21 protein-coding genes are annotated in these 20458 nt (G+C 65.8%); 15 read left to right on the plus strand and 6 right to left on the minus strand.

Features of this window, described 5'->3' with window-relative positions; translation table 11 throughout:
- Window positions 1-2: 2 nt before the first annotated feature.
- Complete coding sequence (locus VIQ49_RS08475) at window positions 3-1667, plus strand: AMP-binding protein (RefSeq protein ID WP_331883157.1); 1665 nt, start codon at window positions 3-5, stop codon at window positions 1665-1667.
- Here the strand turns inward: VIQ49_RS08475 and VIQ49_RS08480 are convergent.
- Together VIQ49_RS08480 and VIQ49_RS08485 are read right to left on the minus strand one after the other, a co-directional pair.
- Complete coding sequence (locus tag VIQ49_RS08480; RefSeq protein WP_331883160.1) at window positions 1599-3080, minus strand: amino acid permease; 1482 nt, start codon at window positions 3078-3080, stop codon at window positions 1599-1601. The two genes, VIQ49_RS08475 and VIQ49_RS08480, sit on opposite strands and share 69 nt — an antisense overlap.
- A gap of 9 nt (window positions 3081-3089) precedes the next feature.
- Window positions 3090-3962 carry a universal stress protein gene (locus tag VIQ49_RS08485; protein WP_331883162.1) on the minus strand — a complete coding sequence of 291 codons (873 nt, stop codon included), beginning with the start codon at window positions 3960-3962 and terminating at the stop codon, window positions 3090-3092.
- Window positions 3963-4051: 89 nt separating this feature from the next.
- Between VIQ49_RS08485 and VIQ49_RS08490 the strand changes: the two genes are divergently transcribed.
- From VIQ49_RS08490 to VIQ49_RS08515, 6 genes are all read left to right on the plus strand, one after another.
- Window positions 4052-4678, plus strand: a complete 627-nt coding sequence (locus tag VIQ49_RS08490) for a hypothetical protein (RefSeq protein WP_331883165.1) — start codon at window positions 4052-4054, stop codon at window positions 4676-4678.
- Entirely contained in the window at window positions 4675-5142 is a 468-nt protein-coding gene (locus tag VIQ49_RS08495; RefSeq protein WP_331883168.1) for a hypothetical protein, read from the plus strand. The genes VIQ49_RS08490 and VIQ49_RS08495 overlap by 4 nt, the downstream gene beginning before the upstream one ends.
- Window positions 5139-5756 carry a hypothetical protein gene (locus VIQ49_RS08500; RefSeq protein ID WP_331883171.1) on the plus strand — a complete coding sequence of 206 codons (618 nt, stop codon included), beginning with the start codon at window positions 5139-5141 and terminating at the stop codon, window positions 5754-5756. Before VIQ49_RS08495 ends, VIQ49_RS08500 begins: the two co-directional genes overlap by 4 nt.
- Before the next feature lie 26 nt (window positions 5757-5782).
- Window positions 5783-6325, plus strand: coding sequence for a hypothetical protein (locus VIQ49_RS08505; RefSeq protein WP_331883174.1), 543 nt, complete (start codon window positions 5783-5785; stop codon window positions 6323-6325).
- Window positions 6326-6367: 42 nt separating this feature from the next.
- Window positions 6368-7573 (plus strand): NAD(P)/FAD-dependent oxidoreductase, encoded by a 1206-nt coding sequence (locus VIQ49_RS08510; RefSeq protein ID WP_414731601.1) that lies wholly within the window; start codon window positions 6368-6370, stop codon window positions 7571-7573.
- Between the two features lie 68 nt (window positions 7574-7641).
- Window positions 7642-8340: a DNA alkylation repair protein gene (locus tag VIQ49_RS08515; RefSeq protein WP_331883209.1), complete on the plus strand. Its 699-nt coding sequence runs from the start codon at window positions 7642-7644 to the stop codon at window positions 8338-8340.
- A 6-nt stretch (window positions 8341-8346) separates the two neighbouring features.
- Here the strand turns inward: VIQ49_RS08515 and VIQ49_RS08520 are convergent, their stop codons facing one another.
- The 3 genes from VIQ49_RS08520 to VIQ49_RS08530 form a co-directional block, all read right to left on the minus strand.
- Window positions 8347-9396, minus strand: coding sequence for a ferredoxin--NADP reductase (locus tag VIQ49_RS08520; protein WP_331883178.1), 1050 nt, complete (start codon window positions 9394-9396; stop codon window positions 8347-8349).
- A 52-nt stretch (window positions 9397-9448) separates the two neighbouring features.
- Entirely contained in the window at window positions 9449-10066 is a 618-nt protein-coding gene (gene mftR / locus VIQ49_RS08525) for a mycofactocin system transcriptional regulator (RefSeq protein ID WP_331883180.1), read from the minus strand.
- Window positions 10067-10145: 79 nt separating this feature from the next.
- A complete protein-coding gene (locus VIQ49_RS08530; protein ID WP_331883182.1) occupies window positions 10146-11057 on the minus strand; it encodes an alpha/beta hydrolase in 912 nt (303 codons plus the stop codon).
- A 309-nt stretch (window positions 11058-11366) separates the two neighbouring features.
- Between VIQ49_RS08530 and mftA the strand changes: the two genes are divergently transcribed.
- The 5 genes from mftA (at window position 11367) to VIQ49_RS08555 (ending at window position 15364) form a co-directional block, all read left to right on the plus strand.
- Window positions 11367-11480 carry a mycofactocin precursor MftA gene (gene mftA, locus VIQ49_RS08535; RefSeq protein ID WP_331883185.1) on the plus strand — a complete coding sequence of 38 codons (114 nt, stop codon included), beginning with the start codon at window positions 11367-11369 and terminating at the stop codon, window positions 11478-11480.
- 1 nt (window position 11481) lies between these two features.
- On the plus strand, window positions 11482-11820 hold the full coding sequence (gene mftB, locus VIQ49_RS08540) for a mycofactocin biosynthesis chaperone MftB (RefSeq protein ID WP_331883188.1): 339 nt from the start codon (window positions 11482-11484) through the stop codon (window positions 11818-11820).
- A gap of 95 nt (window positions 11821-11915) precedes the next feature.
- Window positions 11916-13130 (plus strand): mycofactocin radical SAM maturase, encoded by a 1215-nt coding sequence (gene mftC, locus VIQ49_RS08545; RefSeq protein WP_331883191.1) that lies wholly within the window; start codon window positions 11916-11918, stop codon window positions 13128-13130.
- A gap of 129 nt (window positions 13131-13259) precedes the next feature.
- Entirely contained in the window at window positions 13260-14444 is a 1185-nt protein-coding gene (gene mftD / locus VIQ49_RS08550; RefSeq protein ID WP_331883194.1) for a pre-mycofactocin synthase MftD, read from the plus strand.
- A 116-nt stretch (window positions 14445-14560) separates the two neighbouring features.
- Window positions 14561-15364: a mycofactocin-coupled SDR family oxidoreductase gene (locus tag VIQ49_RS08555; protein ID WP_331883197.1), complete on the plus strand. Its 804-nt coding sequence runs from the start codon at window positions 14561-14563 to the stop codon at window positions 15362-15364.
- A gap of 99 nt (window positions 15365-15463) precedes the next feature.
- Here the strand turns inward: VIQ49_RS08555 and VIQ49_RS08560 are convergent, their stop codons facing one another.
- Window positions 15464-16555, minus strand: coding sequence for a CaiB/BaiF CoA-transferase family protein (locus tag VIQ49_RS08560; protein WP_331883199.1), 1092 nt, complete (start codon window positions 16553-16555; stop codon window positions 15464-15466).
- A gap of 153 nt (window positions 16556-16708) precedes the next feature.
- Between VIQ49_RS08560 and mftE the strand changes: the two genes are divergently transcribed.
- Genes mftE through mftG form a run of 3 tightly spaced genes read left to right on the plus strand, consistent with a single transcriptional unit; the run spans window position 16709 to window position 20264 of the window.
- Complete coding sequence (gene mftE / locus VIQ49_RS08565) at window positions 16709-17440, plus strand: mycofactocin biosynthesis peptidyl-dipeptidase MftE (RefSeq protein ID WP_331883201.1); 732 nt, start codon at window positions 16709-16711, stop codon at window positions 17438-17440.
- Window positions 17437-18927 (plus strand): mycofactocin biosynthesis glycosyltransferase MftF, encoded by a 1491-nt coding sequence (gene mftF, locus VIQ49_RS08570; protein WP_331883204.1) that lies wholly within the window; start codon window positions 17437-17439, stop codon window positions 18925-18927. Before mftE ends, mftF begins: the two co-directional genes overlap by 4 nt.
- Entirely contained in the window at window positions 18924-20264 is a 1341-nt protein-coding gene (gene mftG / locus VIQ49_RS08575; protein WP_331883206.1) for a mycofactocin system GMC family oxidoreductase MftG, read from the plus strand. The genes mftF and mftG overlap by 4 nt, the downstream gene beginning before the upstream one ends.
- Window positions 20265-20458 lie beyond the last annotated feature (194 nt).

Genomic DNA, 20458 nt, shown 5'->3' on the forward strand with positions numbered 1-20458 from the left:
ACATGTCGAAACTTCAGAAGATCCGGACCGAGTCGTCGGCGGCCCGCGAGTTGTGGCGTGCCGGCGCCCTGCCCGGCCCGAGACAGCTGCCACAGATCGCCAAACTGCGTCGCACCGGAGGTGAGGCCGCGAGTCCGTCGATCTACGCGCTGATGTACGGCGACCGGGTGGCCATCGTCGATCCGGACCGATCGCTCACGTACGCCGAGCTGGCGCGCACCTGCAACGGGGTGATCAACGGTCTGCGGGCGGTGTTGCCGCCCGGCAAGCATCCGACCGTGGGTGTCATGTGCCGCAACAGCCGGTACGCGGTGATCGGTCTACTCTCCGCCACCGGCCTCGGCGCCCGAGTGGTGTTGCTCAACACCGACCTCGGTGCCAAACAGATGGCCGAGGTCGTCGGGCGTGAACATGTGGACGTGATCCTCCACGATGCCGAGTTCGCACCGGTTCTGGAACTGATCGAGCCGACCGTCCTGCGCTACGTCGCATGGACCGATGGCAACCTCGGCACCGAACTCGCCGGAACCCGGACAATCGACGAGCTCGTTGCCGGCGCCTCGACGGAGTTGCCGGCCTCCCCGGCGTACTCGTCGTCGTTGGTCATCCTGACCAGCGGTAGCACCGGTGCCCCGAAAGGTGCGCCGCGTGATGGTGCACCGGCGATGTCGTTGCCCGCCGGGTTCGTCTCGAAGATCGCGGTCCGGGGCACCGACCGTGTGCTGATGTCTGCTCCGGCCTTCCACGGCTGGGGCCTGCTGGCAACGATGGTCTGTCTGCTGACCGGTGCCACCGTGGTCATGGACCGGCGCTTCAAGGCCCCGAACTCGCTCGCGATGCTCATCGAACAGCGTTGTACCGCAGTGATGATGGTCCCGACGATGTTGCGGCGGCTGATGGATCTCGATGCCGACGAGTTGTCCGGGGTCGACCGCTCCACCCTGCGCATGATCGCATCGGGCGGAGCCAAACTCGATGAGTCCCTGGTGCGTTCGGTTCAACGGCAGTTCGGGCATGTGCTGCACAATCTGTACGGTGCCACCGAGGCCTCGTACATCACGATCGCCACGCCGGAAGACCTCGCGGTGGCTCCCACCACTGCCGGACGACCCCCACTGGGCGTCGAGGTGGCCATCGTCTCGGGAGGTGTCCGGGTGCCCGAGGGGCAGACGGGTCAGATCTACGTCCGGTCGGGCAGCCAGATCAGCACGTACACCAACGGCACCTCCAAGGAAACGCTCGACGGGATGCTCAACACCGGCGATACCGGCCGGTTCGACGCCTCCGGCCGTTTGTTCGTCGAGGGGCGCAGCGACGGGATGATCATCTCGGGCGGCGAGAACGTCTTCCCCGAAGAGGTCGAACTCGCGCTCGGCCGTCATCCCGACATCTCCGACGTGGCGGTGGTGACCGTCCCCGATGACGACTTCGGTCAGCGCCTACGCGCCTTTGTTGTCCCGCGTGAGGGCGCGACCCTGGATGCGGTTGATGTGAAAACGTATGTCAGCACCGAACTCTCGCGCTCACGGGTTCCCCGGGATGTGCTGTTGGTGCCCGAGTTGCCGCGCGGTGCGCAGGGCAAGGTCACCAGGTTGACGCTAGATGCTCTGGTCGCGAGGTACGAGTCCCGGGTCCCCCAGGGGCTCGGGGGTGTCGTTGAGGAGTGAGTGCTTGCGGCCGTAGACGAGGTAGTAGGTGAGCACGACCGCGACCCACAGCAAGAAGAACACGTATGTGTACCAGTGCAATCCGTACAGGATGTAGAAGCATGCGGCGATCGACAGGACGGGTGTGATCGGATAGAAGGGCACCTTGAAGGGCCGTTCGAGGTCTGGTTCACGCCGGCGCAGGATGATCACGCCGACACTGACCACGGTGAACGCGATCAGCGTGCCGATCGAGACCATGTCGATGAGGTAATTGAGCGGGACGAATCCGGCGAGTAGCGCGACGATGATCGCAACCACGACGGTGTTGTTGACCGGGGTCATCGTGCGCGGGTCGACCCGGGTGAAGAACTTCGGCAGCATGCCGTCTCGACCCATCGCGAACAGGATGCGGGTCTGGCCGTACAGGGTGACCAGGGTGACGGAGAAGATCGAGATCACCGCGCCCAGCGACAGGACGAGTGCGGGCCACGACTGGCCGGTGATGTCCTGGAGGATGACCGCGAGGCCGGCCTTCTGATTCTCGAACTTCGAAGCCTGCTGAGCGCCGACCGCAGCGAGTGCAACCAGGACATAGACCAGGACAACGGTGGCGAGGGCGATCATCAATGCCCGGGGCATCGTGCGTTGCGGATCCTTGACCTCTTCGCCGGCGGTGGAGACCGCGTCGAGGCCGATGAACGAGAAGAAGATGACACCGGCCGCCGCGGTGACACCGTTCGCGCCGTCTGCGAAGAATGGGGTGAGGTTGTCGCTGCTGAACGCCGTGAAGGCGATGGTGCAGAACATCGCCAGCACCGCGAGTTTGATGGCCACCAGCACGGCATTCGTCTTGGCGGACTCGCTGGCACCGCGGATCAGGAGCACCGCGCAGAGCGTGACCAGGATGACGGCCGGCAGGTTGACCCATCCGGACTCGTCATCCCACGGTGCGGCCGAGAGCGCCTGAGGGATTGCCGGGATGTGCAGATGGCCGAGCAATTCGTTGAGGTACTGGCTCCATCCCACGGCGACGGCCGCCGTCGACACCCCGTACTCGAGAAGCAGGCAACCGGCAACCGCCATCGCGACGAGTTCGCCGAGGGTGGCGTACGCGTACGAGTAGGTGGAACCGGAAACCGGTACCGACGAGGCCATCTCGGCGTAGCAGATCGCCGCCAGACCGGCTGCGATACCGGCGACGACGAACGCGAGCACCACCGACGGTCCGGCCTTCGGCACGGCCTCGCTCATCACGAAGAAGATGCCGGTGCCGATCGTCGATCCGATGCCGAAACACGCCAACTGCGTTGTGGTGATGGTGCGCTCGAGCCCGGTGTCGGCCTCCCTGTCCGCGCCCCTGGGAATGGGCTTTCGTCGAAGGAGCGTCGCCGCGTTCAGTGCACCGGGTCGGGAATTGCCGTTCGTGTTCATGTGTGCACCTCAGCCTGGGAAGACGATTGCCGGAACGGTCGAAGCGGCAACGATTTTCGCTGCCCGCGAACCCAGAAACACTCGCTTGATCGGATCGCGGGGTGTGGTCCCGATGGTGAGCAGGTCACCATCGGTCCACCCGATCGCATCAAATGCGGTGTCCCAGTCGCCACCGGTGCCGATGGTGGTCGTGGTGGCAGGACCGATGATGTGGTCGGCCACGAGTGCGTTCATCGAGGCAGCCATCTGTTCCTTCCAGGCCTCCATCACGGTGCGTTCGGCGTCCAATCCGACCTCCGGCGGAAACATGTCGGCCGGCCGCACCCCAAAGGTGGCCACCCGCAACGGAACCGACATCTGCTGGGCGAGCTCGCCGGTGGCCAGCACCACGTCGACACCGTGCTCGTCGCCCGAGTACGCACACGTGAGGCGGCTGATGCCCGTGCAGGTGTAACCCTTGGGGGCCAAGGCGAGGGGGACTGCACTCGAATGCGTGAAGCGGCCCGTGGTCGCACCCAACGACATTCGGCCGTCGTCGGTACCGTGACTGGTACCCAGCACCAGGATGTCGGCGTCGTGTTCACCGAGGATCTTGTGCAGCGACTTCGATACCGACCGCTCACGAACCTGGTGAAATGCCGCCGGGATCCCGGGAAATCGTCGCGACAGATGGACATGGGCAGCGGCTTCCGCATCGTCGCCATAGCGCCTCGAATAGGCGCTGAATTCGGCGTCGACCCGCGCCATCGACGGTGTGGTCCAGGGCTTGGGGGTGGCGGTGACCAGGACCAGGTCGGTTGCCAGGGCCACTGCCAGGCCGGCGCCGAGTTCGAGCGCCTCATCGCCGCCGTGTCCCGGCTGATACCCGACAACGATGCTCATGCAAGGTCATTTAACCCTCGGCGGCAGGCTTCGGCAGGCCAACTGGGCGGATCGGCCGCAGACTCCGCGCGCAACACTACGATGAACCGGTGCTCAAAGTTCGCACGCTGCTGACGGCTGCTCCCGCATCCGATCGTGCCCTGATCAAGGCCGACACCGCGGCGCAGGCCGAATTGCGCCACGCCGGCACCGCGTTGGCCGACATGGAGATCGAACTCGGTGAGCGAGAACGGGAAAAACGACCGAAGTGGCTGCTGATCCTTGCTGCGCTCGTGGTCGTCGCGGCCGTGGCGGCGGTGGTGGGGGGAGTGCGGTACGCGCAGTCCGACAGCGGCTACAGCGACGACGACTACATCGCGGCGGCGGCGGCGCGTGTTCAGGTGCTGCTCACCCCGGACGGCCGTGAGCAGAGATCGGCGCAGATCCTGGCCGGCGCGACGGGGGAGTTCGAAGACGAGTTCGCCCAGTCGGTCGACGCTTACACGAAGTTCGTCACGCAGATCGGGGCGGTGGCAACGGGCACCGTCGACGGTGTGGGCATGTCGACAAGATCCGGCGACCGGGCGACACTGATCGTGACGGCCGCGATCACGGTGCGTAGCGATCTCACCGATGCGGGTGCGGACGAGCCGGTGCCACGGCGGTTCCGGGTCCAGGTGGAAATGGTGCCGGATGGCGGTTCCCTGAAGATCTCGGCACTGGAGTTCTTCGGATGAGCCTTCGTAAGCCGATCGTGGCGGCTGTCGTCGCGGTGCTCGTGGTCCTCATCTGCGCGGTGGCGCTGGCCTTATCCTGGCAGCTGCATGCCCGGGACCAGCAGCTGGCCGACAATCGGGACGAGGTCGCCCGGCAGGCGGGTCCACTTGTGGCCCAACTGTTTTCTTCCACGCCGGATCAGAAGGATCGGGAACAGGCCAGAGCGGCGGTGACCGAAGAGTTTGCGCGGCAGTATTCCGCCGTCCTGGACGCCGAGCCTGCTGCGGGCGTGTCCATCGTGTGGAACCCGGTGCACACCGGTATCTCCGACGTGTCGGAGAACCGAGCGGAGGCGGTGGTGTCCGCACACGTCACCGAAACCGTGCCGGATACCGAGCCCACCACCGTCACAAAGGTGGTCGACGTACAGCTCGACCGAACCGATGGCCACTGGAAGATCGCCCGGGCGGATGAGGTGTTGTGAGCGAACAACCAACCGCCGCGGCCTCACACCGGGTCGACAAGGCGCGCCGGCGCGTGGCCCTCGCCGCCGCGGCCGCCAAGCAGGCCCGCGCCGCGGCAGCCCCGGCGTTGGAGGCACGCGCCGAACGCCGTCGAGGCCGCCTGTGGCTGATGGTCTTTGGCAGTGCGCTGGTGGCGCTGGTCCTGGTGGTCCTGACGGTGGTCCTGCTCGTCGCCCATCACGGCGCCGAAGCCGACCGCGATCGGGACCAGACCGTACTCGCCGACACCCGTTCGGCGGTGGAGGCGATGCTGACGATCGATCCGTCTGCGCCCGAGGAGTTCGTCGAGCAGGCGATCGCGGTCACCTCCGGCGAGCAACGCCGGAGACTGGAGGACTCGCGTGAGCAACTGGTCGAGGTGATCGGTGAACTCCGGGTCCCGAGCACCGGGCAGGTGTTGTCCGCGGGGATCGTCGGTGAGGTCGCGGGCGGCAGTGCGCAGGTGCTGGTGGTGGCCGAAGGGACAAATCCAACCGTTCTCGGTGCGGATCCGTCGCAGAGCCGGGTGGCGTTGCTCGTGACCATGAAGGACTCCGTCGACCACTGGACCATCGATCGGACCGAGATCCAATGAGCCGAGATCCAATGAGCCGAGATCCAATGAACCGAGATCCAAAGAACACTGTCTCCGCTCTGCGGGCAATGCCGGTGCGACGCCGGATCGTCGGCGGATTGCTGGTCGTGGCGCTGGTGGTGCTGTCCGTGATCGCAGTTCTCGGGTTCATCGGACCACCCGAGTCCGGGCGCGGCGACGACCGTCAACGTCAACAGGTGCAGGTCGCCACCGCCGACGCGGTGACCGCATTGATGACATTTCGGCCGGACACAAATACCGCCGCACAGCAGTCCGTGGGCGATCGGCTCACCGGACGGCTGCTGCTGGAGTTCCGGAGTCAGGGCCCCGGCGTCGTGTTGCCGACCGCGGTCGAGTCGGGGGCGCAGATGACCGCGCAGGTCCTTGCCACGGGGGTGGCGGACATGGACGACACCAGCGCCCAGGTGTTGGTGTTCGTGAATCAGGACATCACGTTGCCCACGGCACAGCCGCAACAACAGGTGGTGGCTGTCACAAGGTGGGCGGACATGCGTAAGGTCAACGGCAATTGGCTGCTTGCCGGGCTGCAACCTGTCGGGCCGGGCTAGCGCGGGCGGATCAAACTCCAATACGGGATGCGAGGTGCGGCGATGAGCGCTGCAATTGTGATTGTCGGAGCCGGACTCGGTGGTGCGCGGGTGGTCGATGACCTCCGCAGCGAGGGTTACGAGGGCGACCTCATCCTGATCGGTAAAGAGGACTACGCCCCCTATGACCGGCCGCCGCTGTCCAAGGCCGTACTCGTCGGGCAGCAGGACCGGGTAGACCTCAAACCGGACGACTTCTACGTCGAGAACAAGATCGACCTGCGGACCGGAACCCAGGTCACCGCCATCGACACCGCTGCCCACACCGTCACCGTGCGGCCCACCGGCGGCGGCGAATCGGAAACGATCCCGTACAGCTCCCTGATCCTGTCGACGGGCCTGGACCCGCGAAGCCTGCCGTTCGCCGAGGGCCTGGCCGGAGTGCACCTGCTGCGTACCGTCGACGACGCCCACGCGTTGCGCTCGGAGATCGACGCTGCCACCCGCGCGGTGGTCGTCGGCGCCGGATTCATCGGGTGTGAGGTTGCCGCGAGCCTCAAGACCAGGGGCCTCGACGTCACCGTGGTCGAGCCGGCACCGGCTCCGATGGCCGTGGCGCTGGGCGAGAAGGTCGGCAACATGGTCGGCCGCATCCTGATCGACCGCGGCGTCGAGGTCAAAACCGGGATCGGCGTGGCCGGGCTGTCCGGCGACAACGGCAAGGTGACCGGCGTCGAGTTGTCCGACGGGACCGTGCTGCCCGCCGACATCGTGGTGCTGGGCATCGGGTCGACACCGGTGATCGACTACCTGGAAGGCTCCGGCATCGAACTCGCCGACCGTGCCGTCGGTGGCGGAATCGCCTGCGACGGCGAAGGCCGGACCAGCGCCGCCGACGTGTACGCACTCGGTGATGTCGCGAACTGGAAAGACGCGGCCGGCGTGCCGTCGCGGGTCGAACACTGGAACAACGTCGTCGAGCAGGCGAGCAAGGTCGCGGGCGCGATCCTCGGTGTTGTCGTCGAGAATCCGCGGCCCGCTGTTGCGTACTTCTGGAGCGATCAGTTCGAGGTGAAGATCCAGGCCCTGGGGCATCCGTCCGGCGAGGACGACGTACACGTGGTCCTCGACGAGGACGGCAAGTTCGTGGTCTATTACAGCCGCAACGGCATATTCACAGCCGTGGTAGGCGCGGGCAAGCCGGCAGCGGTGATGAAAATGCGCGCCAAACTGCTTGTCGAGACGCAGATCTCGGACCTCTTGGGCTGATGCCGGGGGCCGCGCGGCCCAACCGCAGGTCCGGTGACGCAACCGGCCGAGGGGCCGGCGCCGAGGCGGTGAAGGCGGCCATCGACGCGCTCGGTGACCCGCAGCGCGCGATCAGTTCGGCGGGGTTCTTCAAGACCGGTCCGGGGCAATACGGTGAGGGCGACCGCTTTGTCGGCGTGACGGTCCCGGCGCAACGCCGGGTGGCCAGGGAATTCCGCGGTCTGGATCGGGATGGGATCAGTACCCTGCTGGACAGCGATGTTCACGAACATCGCCTGACCGGATTGTTCTTGTTGCGCAGCGGGTTCGAGAAGGCCCAGACCTCCGAGGACCGGCAGGCGTGGGTGGCTTTCTACCTGCAGGCGGTGTTCGACGGACGGGTCAACAACTGGGATCTGGTGGACTCCTCCGCCGAGTACATCCTGGGTGCGTCGCTCGTCGGAGGTGACCACGCCGCTCTGCTCGATCTCGCCGCCGAGGAAGATCTGTGGCGCCGGCGTGTGGCCATCATCGCCACCGCCGCATTCATCAAGAGCGGCGACGCCGCGCCGATTCTGGATCTGGCGCCGCGGGTCCTCGACGACCACCGCGACCTCATCCAGAAAGCGGTCGGCTGGATGCTGCGTGAGATGGGAAAACGGGTGGACCGGGCGCTGCTCCTCGATTTCCTCGAGGCCCATGCCGCCCAGATGGGCCGCACCGCACTGAGTTACGCGACCGAGCACCTCGAGCGCGAGCAACGGGCTCACTATCGCGGACTCAGGTGACTCGGGTCAGAACTCGATCTTGAGGACCGGTGAGGTCGGCCGTGCCTGACACCCGAGGATGTAGCCGTCGGCCACGTCCTCCTCGTCGAGGGCTCCGATGTGCTCCATCTCGACGGTTCCCTCGGTGAGGGTGCAGGCACATGATCCGCACTCGCCCTCGCGGCACGAGTACGGCACGTCGAGACCCGCGGTGAGCATGATGTCGACCAGCGTCTGGCTCTTGGGCCACGACAACTGGTGGACTTCGCCGTCGAGTTCGACGTCGACGGAGGCGGCGTCGGCGAGCTGCTCGTCGGTGAGTTCCGCGGGCGCGATGTCCTCGAACGGGTCGCCCGACAGTGAGGTGAAGACCTCGGCATGCACTTGGTGGTGCGACATCTCCACTGCGGCAAGGGCTTTGTGTACGGCGTCCATGAACGGCCCCGGGCCGCACATGTAAGCGTGATAGGCCTTGAACGGGCGGAGCAGGGTCGCGAGTTTTTCGGCGGACGGCAGACCCTGAACGGATTCGAGCCAGTGGACGACGGTGAGCCGCTGCGGGTATCGGTGCTGGAGGTCTTTCAGTTCGGACCCGAAGATCACATCGTTCTCGCCGCGATTGGCGTAGACGAGGACCAATCGGCCGCTGCCCTTGGCGAGTGCGGATTTGAGGATCGACATCACCGGGGTGATGCCGCTGCCGGCACCCAGCAGCAGGATCGGTGCGTCGAGGTCGGTCGGTGTGAACACTCCGGACGGGGGGAGGACCTCGATCTGGTCACCGGCGGTGACGTGGTCGCAGATCCAGTTCGATCCGTAGCCTTCGGCCGTCCGTTTGACGGTCACCTTGGGCTTCTCTTCGCCGAACGGAGACGACGACAGGGAGTAGCAGCGGGCCACCGACCCGGTCTGCTCGCTCGGGATCCGGAGGGTCAGGAACTGCCCGGGCAGGTAGTCGAACCGGTCGGCGGCATCATCCGGGACGTCGAAGACCAGCGACTTGGCGTCACTCGTCTCGTCGACGACCTCGGCCACGGTCAGCACAACAGTGCGGGTGCTGTGTGGGGTGACTGTCACCGGCGTACCTCCTCAGGTCCACGATTCTCGAGCCGCAAAACGAGAACACGTTCTAGTTTAGATTAGCAGTTGCCGAGATCGACCCCAACGCACTGTTGAGGCCGTCGCTCAACACGCGCGTTCCACGCGTCAGTAGTTCGTCGAGGTCGGACGCGGGGTCGGCGAGCCACTGTTCGTAGGCGGCCAGCGCGGTGGCCAGCAAGCTCCAGGCCACTGTCTGAGGAAGGTGATCGCTGGGCCGCGTCCCGGTGCGGGCGGCCACGAACTCGGCGACAACGTCTCGCCAGCCGGTGTACATCAACATCGAATGTGCCTGCAGTGCAGGGACACCCAGCAGCAGTCGCATCCTCTTGCGGTGGTGATCGCGGTAGTCGGCGGGAACACGGTTGAATGCCAGCAGGGCTTTGCGCAGGGCTTCGGACACGGGCATGTCCGAAGGCACCTCGGCCAGCAGGCGACGCATGTCGTGGAGGTGCTCGTCGAAGTCACCCCAGGCGATGGCGTTCTTGGACGGGTAGTACCTGAACAGTGTGCGCCGCGCGATGCCCGCCGCCGCGGCAACGTCGTCGACACTGGTCTCGTCGAATCCGGCCTCGGTGAACAGGTCGATGGCCGCGTCGGTGATCTTCGACTTGGTGGTCGTCGGACGGCGGCCGATGGGGGCGGTCACGGCAACCGTGATGTGTTGATCAACGCATCATCTCCGTTCGCCTGACCAGCATCTTGCATGGGAGATCCATGGTAGTTCGTCATCGGTCGATGAAGTCGATCACCGCAGACGTGAAGGCGTCGTTGCTGTCGCCGGCCGCGGTATGCCCGGCGCCGGTGAGTTCGGTCACCTCGAGGTCGGGGATGAGCTCGCGGAATGCGTCCACCGATTCCTTGCTCACCACATCGGAGAGCCGGCCGCGGATCAACTGGATCGGGATGGTCAGTCCCACTGCCTGCTTCTCGAACATGTCGCTGGGCAGCACGACGGAGCCGTCGGCGGCGTTCAGGAATGCGGGATCCCAATGCCAGTACCACCGGCCGTCTTCACGGCGGCGAAGGTTTCGCTTGAGACCTTCGGTAGCCCCGGTCGACGGGCGGTGGGGCAGGTACTCGGAAATCGCTGCGGCCGCTTGGTCGAGATCGTCGAAGCCGTCACCGCCGGACGCCATGAAATCTCGGATTCGCGTCGTGCCACGCTCTTCCGGTCGGGGCACCACATCGACGAGAATGAGCCGGTCGACCGTGTTCGGCGGTGCCAGTGCCGCCATTCCGATGCCCGTCAGTCCACCGAGGCTGGCGCCGACGACGGTGACCGGAAGGTGTCGTCCGGTCACGGCGGGCAACTGCTCCAGCACCCCGAGTCCGTCGGCCTGTAGGGCGGTGGCGCTGTAATCTCCGTCGAGTGCCCAATCACTCTCACCGTGTCCGCGGGTGTCGAGGGAGACCACCTCGTGGCCGTGGGCGGCCAGCAGTGCTCCGGTGTTCTTCCATGAGAACCGGGTCTGGCCGCCACCGTGCATGAGCAGGACGATCCGTGGCGATGGCGTGCCCGGCGCGCTCCCGACCGCGCTGTCAGTCGGAGCGGGGGACCAGTGGTCTGCGACCAGTTTGATGCCGCCGGACCCGGTGAACTCGACCTGCTTGGGCTGGGGCGGTGTCGTCGTCTGCACGGATGGAACTCCTCTCGGGGGTCGAATCGACTGTGTCACCCCCCGCGCTCGACTGTTCTGCAGGGGTAATATGTGGACCGCTTCTTACGGGCCGTGGTCGACGGTGAGCTCACGGCGGTGGACGCGGCCAAGGCGAAGTGGTGGACGACCGAGATCATGAAGGATCTCATCGGTCGAGAACTGGGTGTGTTGTACCTGTCCGTTTGGTCAGATTCGACGGATCTCTCAAAGAGATGTGACCGAAGGCTGGCATTAATGCACTCAGTGCCATTATGGTGGTGCTCACACAAACAACAGGAGGTAATCCAGATGACAGCCCAGAATCCTTCCGTGTCAGCCGACAGCACCAACGCAGAGACGGATCTCGTCTCGGAATCGCTGGTCGAAGAGGTGTCGATCGACGGCATGTGCGGCGTCTACTGACATGTCCGCCCCCACAACTGGTCGATCTCCGGTGGAGCAGAGCGATGGTCGAGCTTCGTCTTCTGGCGCCGTGACGTTTGACGTAGACCAAGCGTGGGTTCTGAACTCTTCGGTCGCCCTGCGACCCGAACCGTTCGGCGCGCTGCTGTACCACTTCGGCACTCGTAAGCTGTCGTTTCTCAAGAATCTGACAGTGGTCGAAGTGGTGCAGTCGCTCGGTGACCACGACAACGCAGGTGATGCTCTGGCTGCTGCCGGAATCACCGACAGTGACCGCTCGTTGTACGTCAATGCGCTTGCCGCGCTGGCGACTTCGGGAATGATCGTCCCAAGAACCTGAGTTCGGTGTGATGTTCGGCGCCGCTGCCCTCGGCGTCCGAACCTCCACATCAGGCGTCAGCCCACGCCCCCTGTATCCCCTTGTAGGAGACCCCCATGACTTCCACTTTGGAGCGCCCCGCAGCGCCTCGTCAGCCGGTCGGCCGCCTGGTCGATCAATTCGAGAAAGGCCTCGACGCCCCGATCTGCCTGACGTGGGAACTGACCTACGCCTGCAACCTGTCGTGTGTGCACTGCCTGTCCAGCTCGGGTAAGCGCGATCCGCGCGAACTCGACACCGAACAGTGCAAGGCGATCATCGACGAACTGCAGCGGATGCAGGTCTTCTACGTGAACATCGGCGGCGGTGAGCCGACGGTCCGCCCGGATTTCTGGGAACTCGTCGACTACGCGACGGATCATCAAGTGGGCGTGAAGTTTTCGACCAACGGCCTGAAGATCGACAAGAAGGTGGCGGAGCGCCTCGCTGCCAGCGACTACGTCGACGTGCAGATCTCGCTCGACGGTGCGACCGCCGAAGTCAATGACGAGGTGCGCGGACCCGGTTCCTACGCGATGGCCATCAAGGCCCTCGAGAACCTGCACGAGGCCGGCTTCGCCGACGCCAAGATCAGCGTTGTCGTCACCCGTCAGAACGTGACCCAGCTCGACGAGTTCAAAGCACTGGCAGATAAATACGGCGCCACATTGCGCATCACCCGCCTGCGTCCGTCCGGTCGTGGCGCGGACGTGTGGGATGACCTGCACCCGCTGCCGGAACAGCAGCGCGACCTCTACAACTGGTTGGTCGAACACGGAGACCGTGTCCTGACCGGTGACTCGTTCTTCCACCTGTCGGCGTTCGCCGAAACAGGACAGGGCGCCCTCCCCGGGCTGAACCTGTGCGGAGCGGGCCGTGTTGTCTGCCTGATCGATCCGGTCGGTGACGTCTACGCCTGCCCGTTCGCGATCCACGAGAACTTCCTCGCCGGAAACATTTTGTCGGACGGTGGATTCAAGACGATCTGGCAAGAGTCGGATCTGTTCCTCGAGCTTCGTGAACCGCAGAACGCCGGCGCCTGCACCAAGTGCCAGCACTTCGACGCCTGCCGTGGCGGCTGCATGGCGGCCAAGTTCTTCACTGGACTTCCGCTGGCCGGCCCCGATCCCGAATGTGTGCAGGGCTTCGGTGAATCCCTGCTCGCCGATGAACGCACGGTGCCCTCGGCCAACAAGGACCATTCACGCGGTGTTCCGCTGACCTTGATGACCAGGCCTCCGTCGCGCGACTGCGACGAGAATCCCTTGGCCGGGTTCGCGCCCAGCAGCTGACAAGGCTGCGGGGATCCAACCCCGGCGGCCAAGTAGGCGGGCCGGAGTGATTCACACTCCGGCCGGCCTACTCGACAACCCCAAAAGAAGAACCCCCGGCAGTGCAGCCGGGTGAGCAAAGGATGAAGTATGAACCCCTGGTTCGAGACGGTGCTCGAAGCCCAGCGCCGGGCAAAGAAGCGGCTGCCGAAGTCGGTGTATTCCTCGTTGATCGCGGGTAGCGAAAAGGGCATCACCCTCGCTGACAACGTCGATGCCTTCTCCGAACTGGGTTTCGCGCCCCACGTGGTCGGCGCGCAGGCCGAACGTGCGCTGTCGACATCGATCATGGGGCAAGACATTTCGCTGCCCGTCCTCATCTCGCCGACCGGTGTGCAGGCGGTGGATCCCGAAGGTGAGGTCGCCGTCGCGCGTGCTGCGGCGGCACGAGGCACCGCCATGGGGCTGTCGAGTTTTGCCAGCAAACCCATCGAGGAGGTCACTGCGGTCAACGACAAGATCTTCTTCCAGGCCTACTGGCTCAACTCCCGCGAGGACATCCTCAAGCGTGCCGAGCGGGCCCGCGAGGCCGGCGCGAAGGGCCTGATTGTGACCACTGACTGGTCGTTCTCGATGGGACGTGACTGGGGCAGCCCGGAGATCCCGGAGAAGGTCGACTTCAAAGCGCTGCTCAAACTGGCACCGGAAATCGCGGTCCGGCCCAAGTACGCGTGGGACTGGTTCAACAAGGGCAAGATCAACATCCCGGATCTCACTGCTCCCAACGTCGTTGACAAGGGCGAGCAGGGGCCGACGTTCTTCGGGGCGTACGGGCAGTGGATGCAGACCGCACCGCCGTCCTGGGAAGACCTGGAGTGGCTCCGCAAGGAATGGGGTGGCCCCTTCATGGTCAAGGGCATCACGCGTCTCGATGACGCGAAGCGGGCGGTGGACATCGGTGCCACCGCGATCTCGGTCTCCAATCACGGTGGCAACAACCTCGATGGCACCCCGGCCACCATCCGGATGCTCGGACCGATCGCCGACGCCGTCGGTGGCGACATCGAGGTGCTGCTCGACGGCGGTATCCGGCGTGGCAGCGACGTGGTCAAGGCGCTGGCGCTCGGCGCCGACGCCGTCATGATCGGTCGCGCGTACCTCTGGGGTCTGGCGGCCAACGGCCAGACCGGTGTCGAGAACGTCCTCGACATCCTGCGCGGCGGCATCGATTCGGCGCTGATCGGTCTGGGACGCAAGAGCGTTCACGACCTCACCCGGGACGACATCATCATCCCCGAGGGCTTCGAGAAGCGGTTCGGCGAGACCACCGCATAGCCTCGGCGAACACACCGCCCGTCCCGGCCGGCCCCTCGGGGGCGTGGCCGGGGCGGGCGGTCTTGTGTTTCGCGGACTTACTGGGCAACAAGACTAGAACACGTTACAGTTCGTTCATGGGAGATTTCGACGGCAAGGTCGTCTACATCACGGGTATCGCCCGCGGGCAGGGCCGCAGCCATGCGATTCGCTTCGCAGAGGAGGGTGCGGCAGTCATCGGGCTCGATGTCTGCCGGTCGGTCACCGCCACCGGCTATCCGGCCGCCACTGCCGAGGACCTCGAGGAGACGGTCCGGCTGGTGAAAGCGGCCGGCGGCAGCATCCTGGCGCGGCAGGCGGACACCCGCGATCTTGTTGCCCAGCAACAGCTCGTGGCCGACGGGGTGGCCCAGTTCGGACGCCTCGACCACGTGATCGCCAACGCCGGTGTGCTCACCTGGGGTGGCGTTGCAGACCTCAGTGAGAGTCAGTTCACCGACGTCATCGACATCAACGTGAACGGCACCTGGAAGACCCTCAAGGCAACCATCCCGGCGATGATCGAGGCCGGCAACGGCGGATCGATCGTGATCATCTCCTCGGTGGCCGGGATCAAGTCGATGCCGATGCAGGCCTCATATTCGGCGTCCAAGCACGCGCTGGTCGGTTTGGCGCACACCACGGCCAAAGAGCTGGGGCAGCACCGGATCCGGGTCAACACCGTGCACCCCTACGGGGTCGACACCCCGATGTGCATCGAGGACACCGATGCGCTGGCGGTCTTCGAGATGCCGCAGTACAAAGCGCATTTCGAGCCGATCCTCTCGGGGATGGCCAAGTCCGCCGACATCACCGAGTCGGTGATGTTCCTGTGCTCGAAGAAAGCCAAGTTCATCACCGCGTCGTCGATCGAGGTCGACATGGGCGCCACCAAGGTCTAGTGCTGCGCCCCGGTTACCGCCAACCAAACGCTCCACAAATACGAAGACGCTCCACGTATACGTGGAGCGTCTTCGCACAGGTGGAGCGTTTGCCGGTTGTCAGTCGAGCCAGAGGGTGGCCGGGTCGGTCGCGGTGCGGGCCGGGGCGACCGGCGTGTCGGGGACCGACCGCGAAAAGCGCGGGGCCACAGCGGGTTGTGTGACACCGTCGACCTCGATGAGGGTGCGGCGGGCCACGAGGTGCTTGTTCTCGGTGGCCTCGTCCCAGTCCAGGACGGGTGAGGCACAGGCGTCGGTGCCGTCGAAGATCGCGGTCCACTCGTCGCGGGTCTTGGACTTGAACACCTCCGCGAACCGCACCTTCATCGCGGGCCACTGCGACGTGTCGAGCTGGTGGGGCAGCGTGGTGTCGCCGGACAGACCCATGCCCTCGATCAGGAGCGCATAGAACTGGGGCTCGATGGCACCCACGGCGAAGTACTTGCCGTCGGCGGTCTCGTAGACCTCGTAGAAGGGTGCGCCGGTGTCGAGGAGATTGCTGCCGCGCTGGTCGCCCCAGAAGCCGGTACCGCGCCAGGCCCACATCATCTGGCCGAGCACGGAGACGCCGTCAACCATTGCGGCGTCGATGGTCTGGCCCTTGCCGGACTTCGCGCGCTCCAGCAGCGCCGCCAGGATGCCCTGCACCAGGAACATCGATCCGCCACCGAAATCACCGAAGAGGTTCAGCGGAGGGGTGGGAACCTCGTTCGCACGGCCCACGGCGTGCAGCATGCCGGTCAGCGAAATGTAATTGATGTCGTGGCCCGCGACCTCGGACAGCGGCCCGTCCTGGCCCCAGCCGGTCATCCGGCCGTAGACGATCCGCGGGTTGACCTTCGCGACGTCCTCGGGCCCGAATCCCAGGCGCTCGGTCACGCCGGGACGGAAGCCCTCGATGACCACGTCGGCCTTGGCAATCAGGTTCATGATCGCCTCTTTGTCGACGGGGTCCTTGAGGTTCGCCTCGACGATGGTCCGGTTGCGCAAGAGCTGATCGGCGACCTGACCTTCGGCGGGAAGCTTGCCCGCGCGTTCGATGCGCACGATGTCGGCGCCCAGATCACCGAGCATCATCGCCGCATGTGGGCCCGGCCCGATCCCTGCGAACTCGATCACCCGTGTCCCGCTCAGCGGCCCGTTCTTGGTCATTCGCTGCCCCTCATCGTTGAATGGTCTTGTGCCCGGTGCCGGGCGTATGTCTGGCAACCGGGCACTGTCGGTGTCCCAGTAAACCAGGTACCGAGCGATTGCTCGGGCGGCAAACCCTTCAAGGGTTGCCCGATACGGACTAACATGGTCGGAATGACACCGGCGGGCGAGCTCGGGTTCCGGAGCTGGACCGAGCTGGACGAGCGATCTGCAACGGTTATCGTCCCATTGGGTTCCATCGAACAACACGGACCACACCTGCCACTCGACACCGACGTCCGGATCGCGGTGGCGGTGGCGCAGACGGCGGTGGGATCCGGCGACGCCGAGCTCTCGGGCGGCGACGATCGCGACGTCCTGCTCGCCCCCGCCCTCAACTACGGCGCCGCCGGTGAACACGAGGGCTTTCCCGGCACGATCTCGATCGGCCAGGAGGTTCTGCATTCGGTGCTGGTCGAGTACGGTCGAAGTGCTTGCCGCTGGGCTCGGCGGGTGCTGTTCGTCAACGGTCACGGCGGCAACGGTCGGACTCTGGTGTCCGCGGTGACACAGCTACGTTCGGAAGGACGTGACGTCGCTTGGTTTCCCTGCGCCACGGCCGGTGGCGATGCACACGCGGGCCACACCGAAACATCGCTACTGCTTCACATTTCGCCGCTTGTCGTCCGGTCGGACGAGATGGTTCCGGGGAATGTGGCCCCGGTCTCGGAGCTGATGGCGCCGATGCGTGCCGGGGGTGTGGCCGCAGTGAGTGACAATGGGGTGCTCGGCGACCCGATGGCGGCTTCGGCGGCCGATGGAAGGCGTATGTTGAACGAGATGGCCGCGAGACTCTCCGAAGCTCTCGAGCTGTGGCAGGCCGATGCGAACGGAATGCTGCGATGATCTCGGAGCAGGACAAACCCACGGACGAGCGTGTGATCGCCGCGTCGGTGGATCCGGCTGTCCAGTTCCCGCCGGTCGGATTCCAGGTACAGATCGATTCGCACTGCACGGTGTCATCCGACCGGCGCCATATCGTCGGTGGTTCACCGTTGCGGTTGCTGAACCTGTCCGAGGTCGCCGGCAACCTGCTCGATGCGGACGGTCGCCTGACGGTCCGTGATCAGCTCACCTCGCGGCTGGCCCGCAAACTCCTCGATGCCGGCGTGGGACATCCGCGGCCGATGTTCGGGCCTGCCGACTCCACGGTCACCGTGGTTATCCCGGTGCGAGACAACCAGTCCGGCATCGATCGGCTGATGTCGGTGCTCGAAGGTCACAAGGTGATCGTGGTGGACGACGGATCCGCGGTGCCCATCACGGCGCCACGCGCCACAGTGCTGCGCAATGAGACGAGCTGCGGCCCGGCCGCGGCCCGTAACCGCGGTGCCGCCGAGTCCGACACCGAGTTGGTGGCATTCCTCGACTCGGATGTGGTTCCGGAGCACGATTGGCTGACCAAGCTCCTCGGCCACTTCTCCGACCCCAAGGTGGCGTTGGTGGCCCCGCGGATCGTGGCACTCGAGTCCGGCGGTGGCGCGATGTCGCGGTACGAGGCACTGTGCTCATCACTCGACATGGGCTGGCGCGAAGGTCCGGTTGCGCCCCGATCACGTATTCCGTACGTGCCCAGTGCGGCGATGGTCATGCGGCGCAGCTGTTTTGACGGCTTCGACGAGGCGATGGAGGTCGCCGAGGACGTTGACCTGTGCTGGCGAATCCATCAGCGGGGCTGGGCGCTGCGGTACGACCCGGTGGCCACTGTGGCGCATGATCACCGGCAGCGGCTCTCGACCAGCCTCGATCGCAAGCGCTACTACGGCACCGGCGCGGCACTGCTGTCCGGGCGCCATCCCGGGATGGCGGCTCCGCTGGCATTGACCGTGCCGATGGCCGCGGCGATGGCTGCGTTGGTGACCGGCACCGGCTGGGGCGTGCTGGTGGCACTGGCCGTCTTCGGTGTGGTCGGCGGGCGCCTGCACCGCCGGGTGTCGTCGTTGCCCGATGCGGCCCGGATGGCCGCCAAGCTGACCGCGCAGTCGGTTGGCTTCGGACTCCTGCAGTCCGCGTCGGCGATGTGCCGGCACTACTGGCCGCTGTCGTTCCTGCTCGCCTTGGTGTCCAAGCGATTCCGGACGTTGCTCCTCGCGGTGGCGGTGGGGGAGGCCGCATACGAATGGGTGCGCCTCGAACTGGTGAACCCGGAACCGGGAGCCAGGGTCGGTTGGTGGCGGTTCATGGTTCTCAAACGTCTGGACGACCTCGCCTACGGAACCGGGCTCTGGCAGGGAGCACTGACCGGGCGCAGCATGGACGCGCTGTATCCGCAGATCGGGAATTCGGCCGTCCCTTCGCCACGACCGCAGGGCGCACCCAGCGCCGTCGGGTGAGCGCGACTCCCGCCGGGCGATCTCGATCGGACCCGGGCGGCGCGGACGTGATCCTCGTCGGTGCCGGTAGTAGCGGATGTGTGGTGGCCGAACGCCTCTCGCGAGATCCCGGTCGCCGGGTGCTGTGGCTCGAAGCGGGGGGTGGCAGGCCCTCTGTGGCCACGTTGCGGCTCGATCGATTGCCTGTTGAGGCGGGATCGCAGCGCGCAGTCCACTATCCGAGCCGCCAGGGTTTCGACCTGCCCCGCGGACGGGGACTCGGTGGATCGTCGGCCGTGAACGGCGGGTATTTCATGCGCTGGCACGAGTCAGATCTTGTGGGATGGCCCTGGCCGAAACCGGAGATCGCGGCCACCTACGACCGGCTCGACGGCGGCGCCGCGGGTGGTGGCAGCATGCATGTGAGCGCCTTTGCCGATGACGAACTCCACGGGTATGCGCGGGCCTTCGAAAATCATTGGCACGATCTGGGTTTCGGTGATGCTGCGGCGCCCTGGCCGGACGTGGGTGTGGTTCGCGTTCGATCGAACCGTGATGGTGGGCTTCGCCGGACCGCCGCGGCATCGATCGCCGCCGATATCGCGGGGCGGCCCAACCTCGAGTTCCGTTCGGACTCCGAGGTGATCGGACTGCGGCGCGCCGGCGACCGGGTCACGGCGGTGGTGGTCGGCGAGCAGGTCATCGCGGCCGACGAGGTGATCCTCTGCGCCGGCACGTTGGGTACCGCGCGGCTCATGGCCCGGTCCGGCATCGTCGGCGCACAGCGCGTCGGTGTCTGGGAGCATCGGGAGGTGCTCGTCCGGTTCACGCCGACCCCGCACCCGGTCCCGGCCGCGGAGGCGCTGCTGCAGTCGGTGCTGCATACCGAAGATGGCATCGAAGTGCGCTGCTACAACGGCGATTTCGCTGATTTCGTCCCCGGGGTGCCGGCGACCGGACCGGCAATGGGTGTGGCGTTGATGCACCCCGAGGTTCCAGGATCGATCGACTGGGACCTCACCAGCGGGCTGGTTGTCGACCTGGGCGAGGTGAGCCGATCCGACAGCGCGAAACTGACGGTGTGGACCGAGCGTGTCCGGCAGATGCTCGACGGTCCGCGGTTCGCGGAACTGGTCGACCACGGCGGCGGTGGCGCCGTGATCGACCCGGTGGTGCGCACCTCCCAACATGCGTGGGGGACCCTCCCGATGGGAGCTGACACGGATTGGCTCGGCGCGGTCATCGCGGTGCCGGGGTTACGGGTCCTCGATGCTTCGATTCTGCCGTCCGCGGGGTCGAGCGGACCGCATGCGACGGTGATGATGGTGGCCTCGTACATCGCCGGCCAGATCGCCTGAGACATCCGAAGTCACTACTTCACCGGGCCCGCCACCGGTACCGTGGAACCATGACCTCACTAGTGTCCTGCGCCTGAAATATCTTGTTTAATTGTAGAATTGGTTCATGGCACGCACTGGTCGGCCGAAGGCGCCGCTGGATCTGACCCAAGCTGAACGCGACGAGTTGAACCGCTGGGTGCGGCGCAGAAAGA

This window comes from Williamsia sp. (genome assembly GCF_036566845.1).
In the GTDB taxonomy this organism is placed as follows: Bacteria; Actinomycetota; Actinomycetes; order Mycobacteriales; family Mycobacteriaceae; genus Williamsia.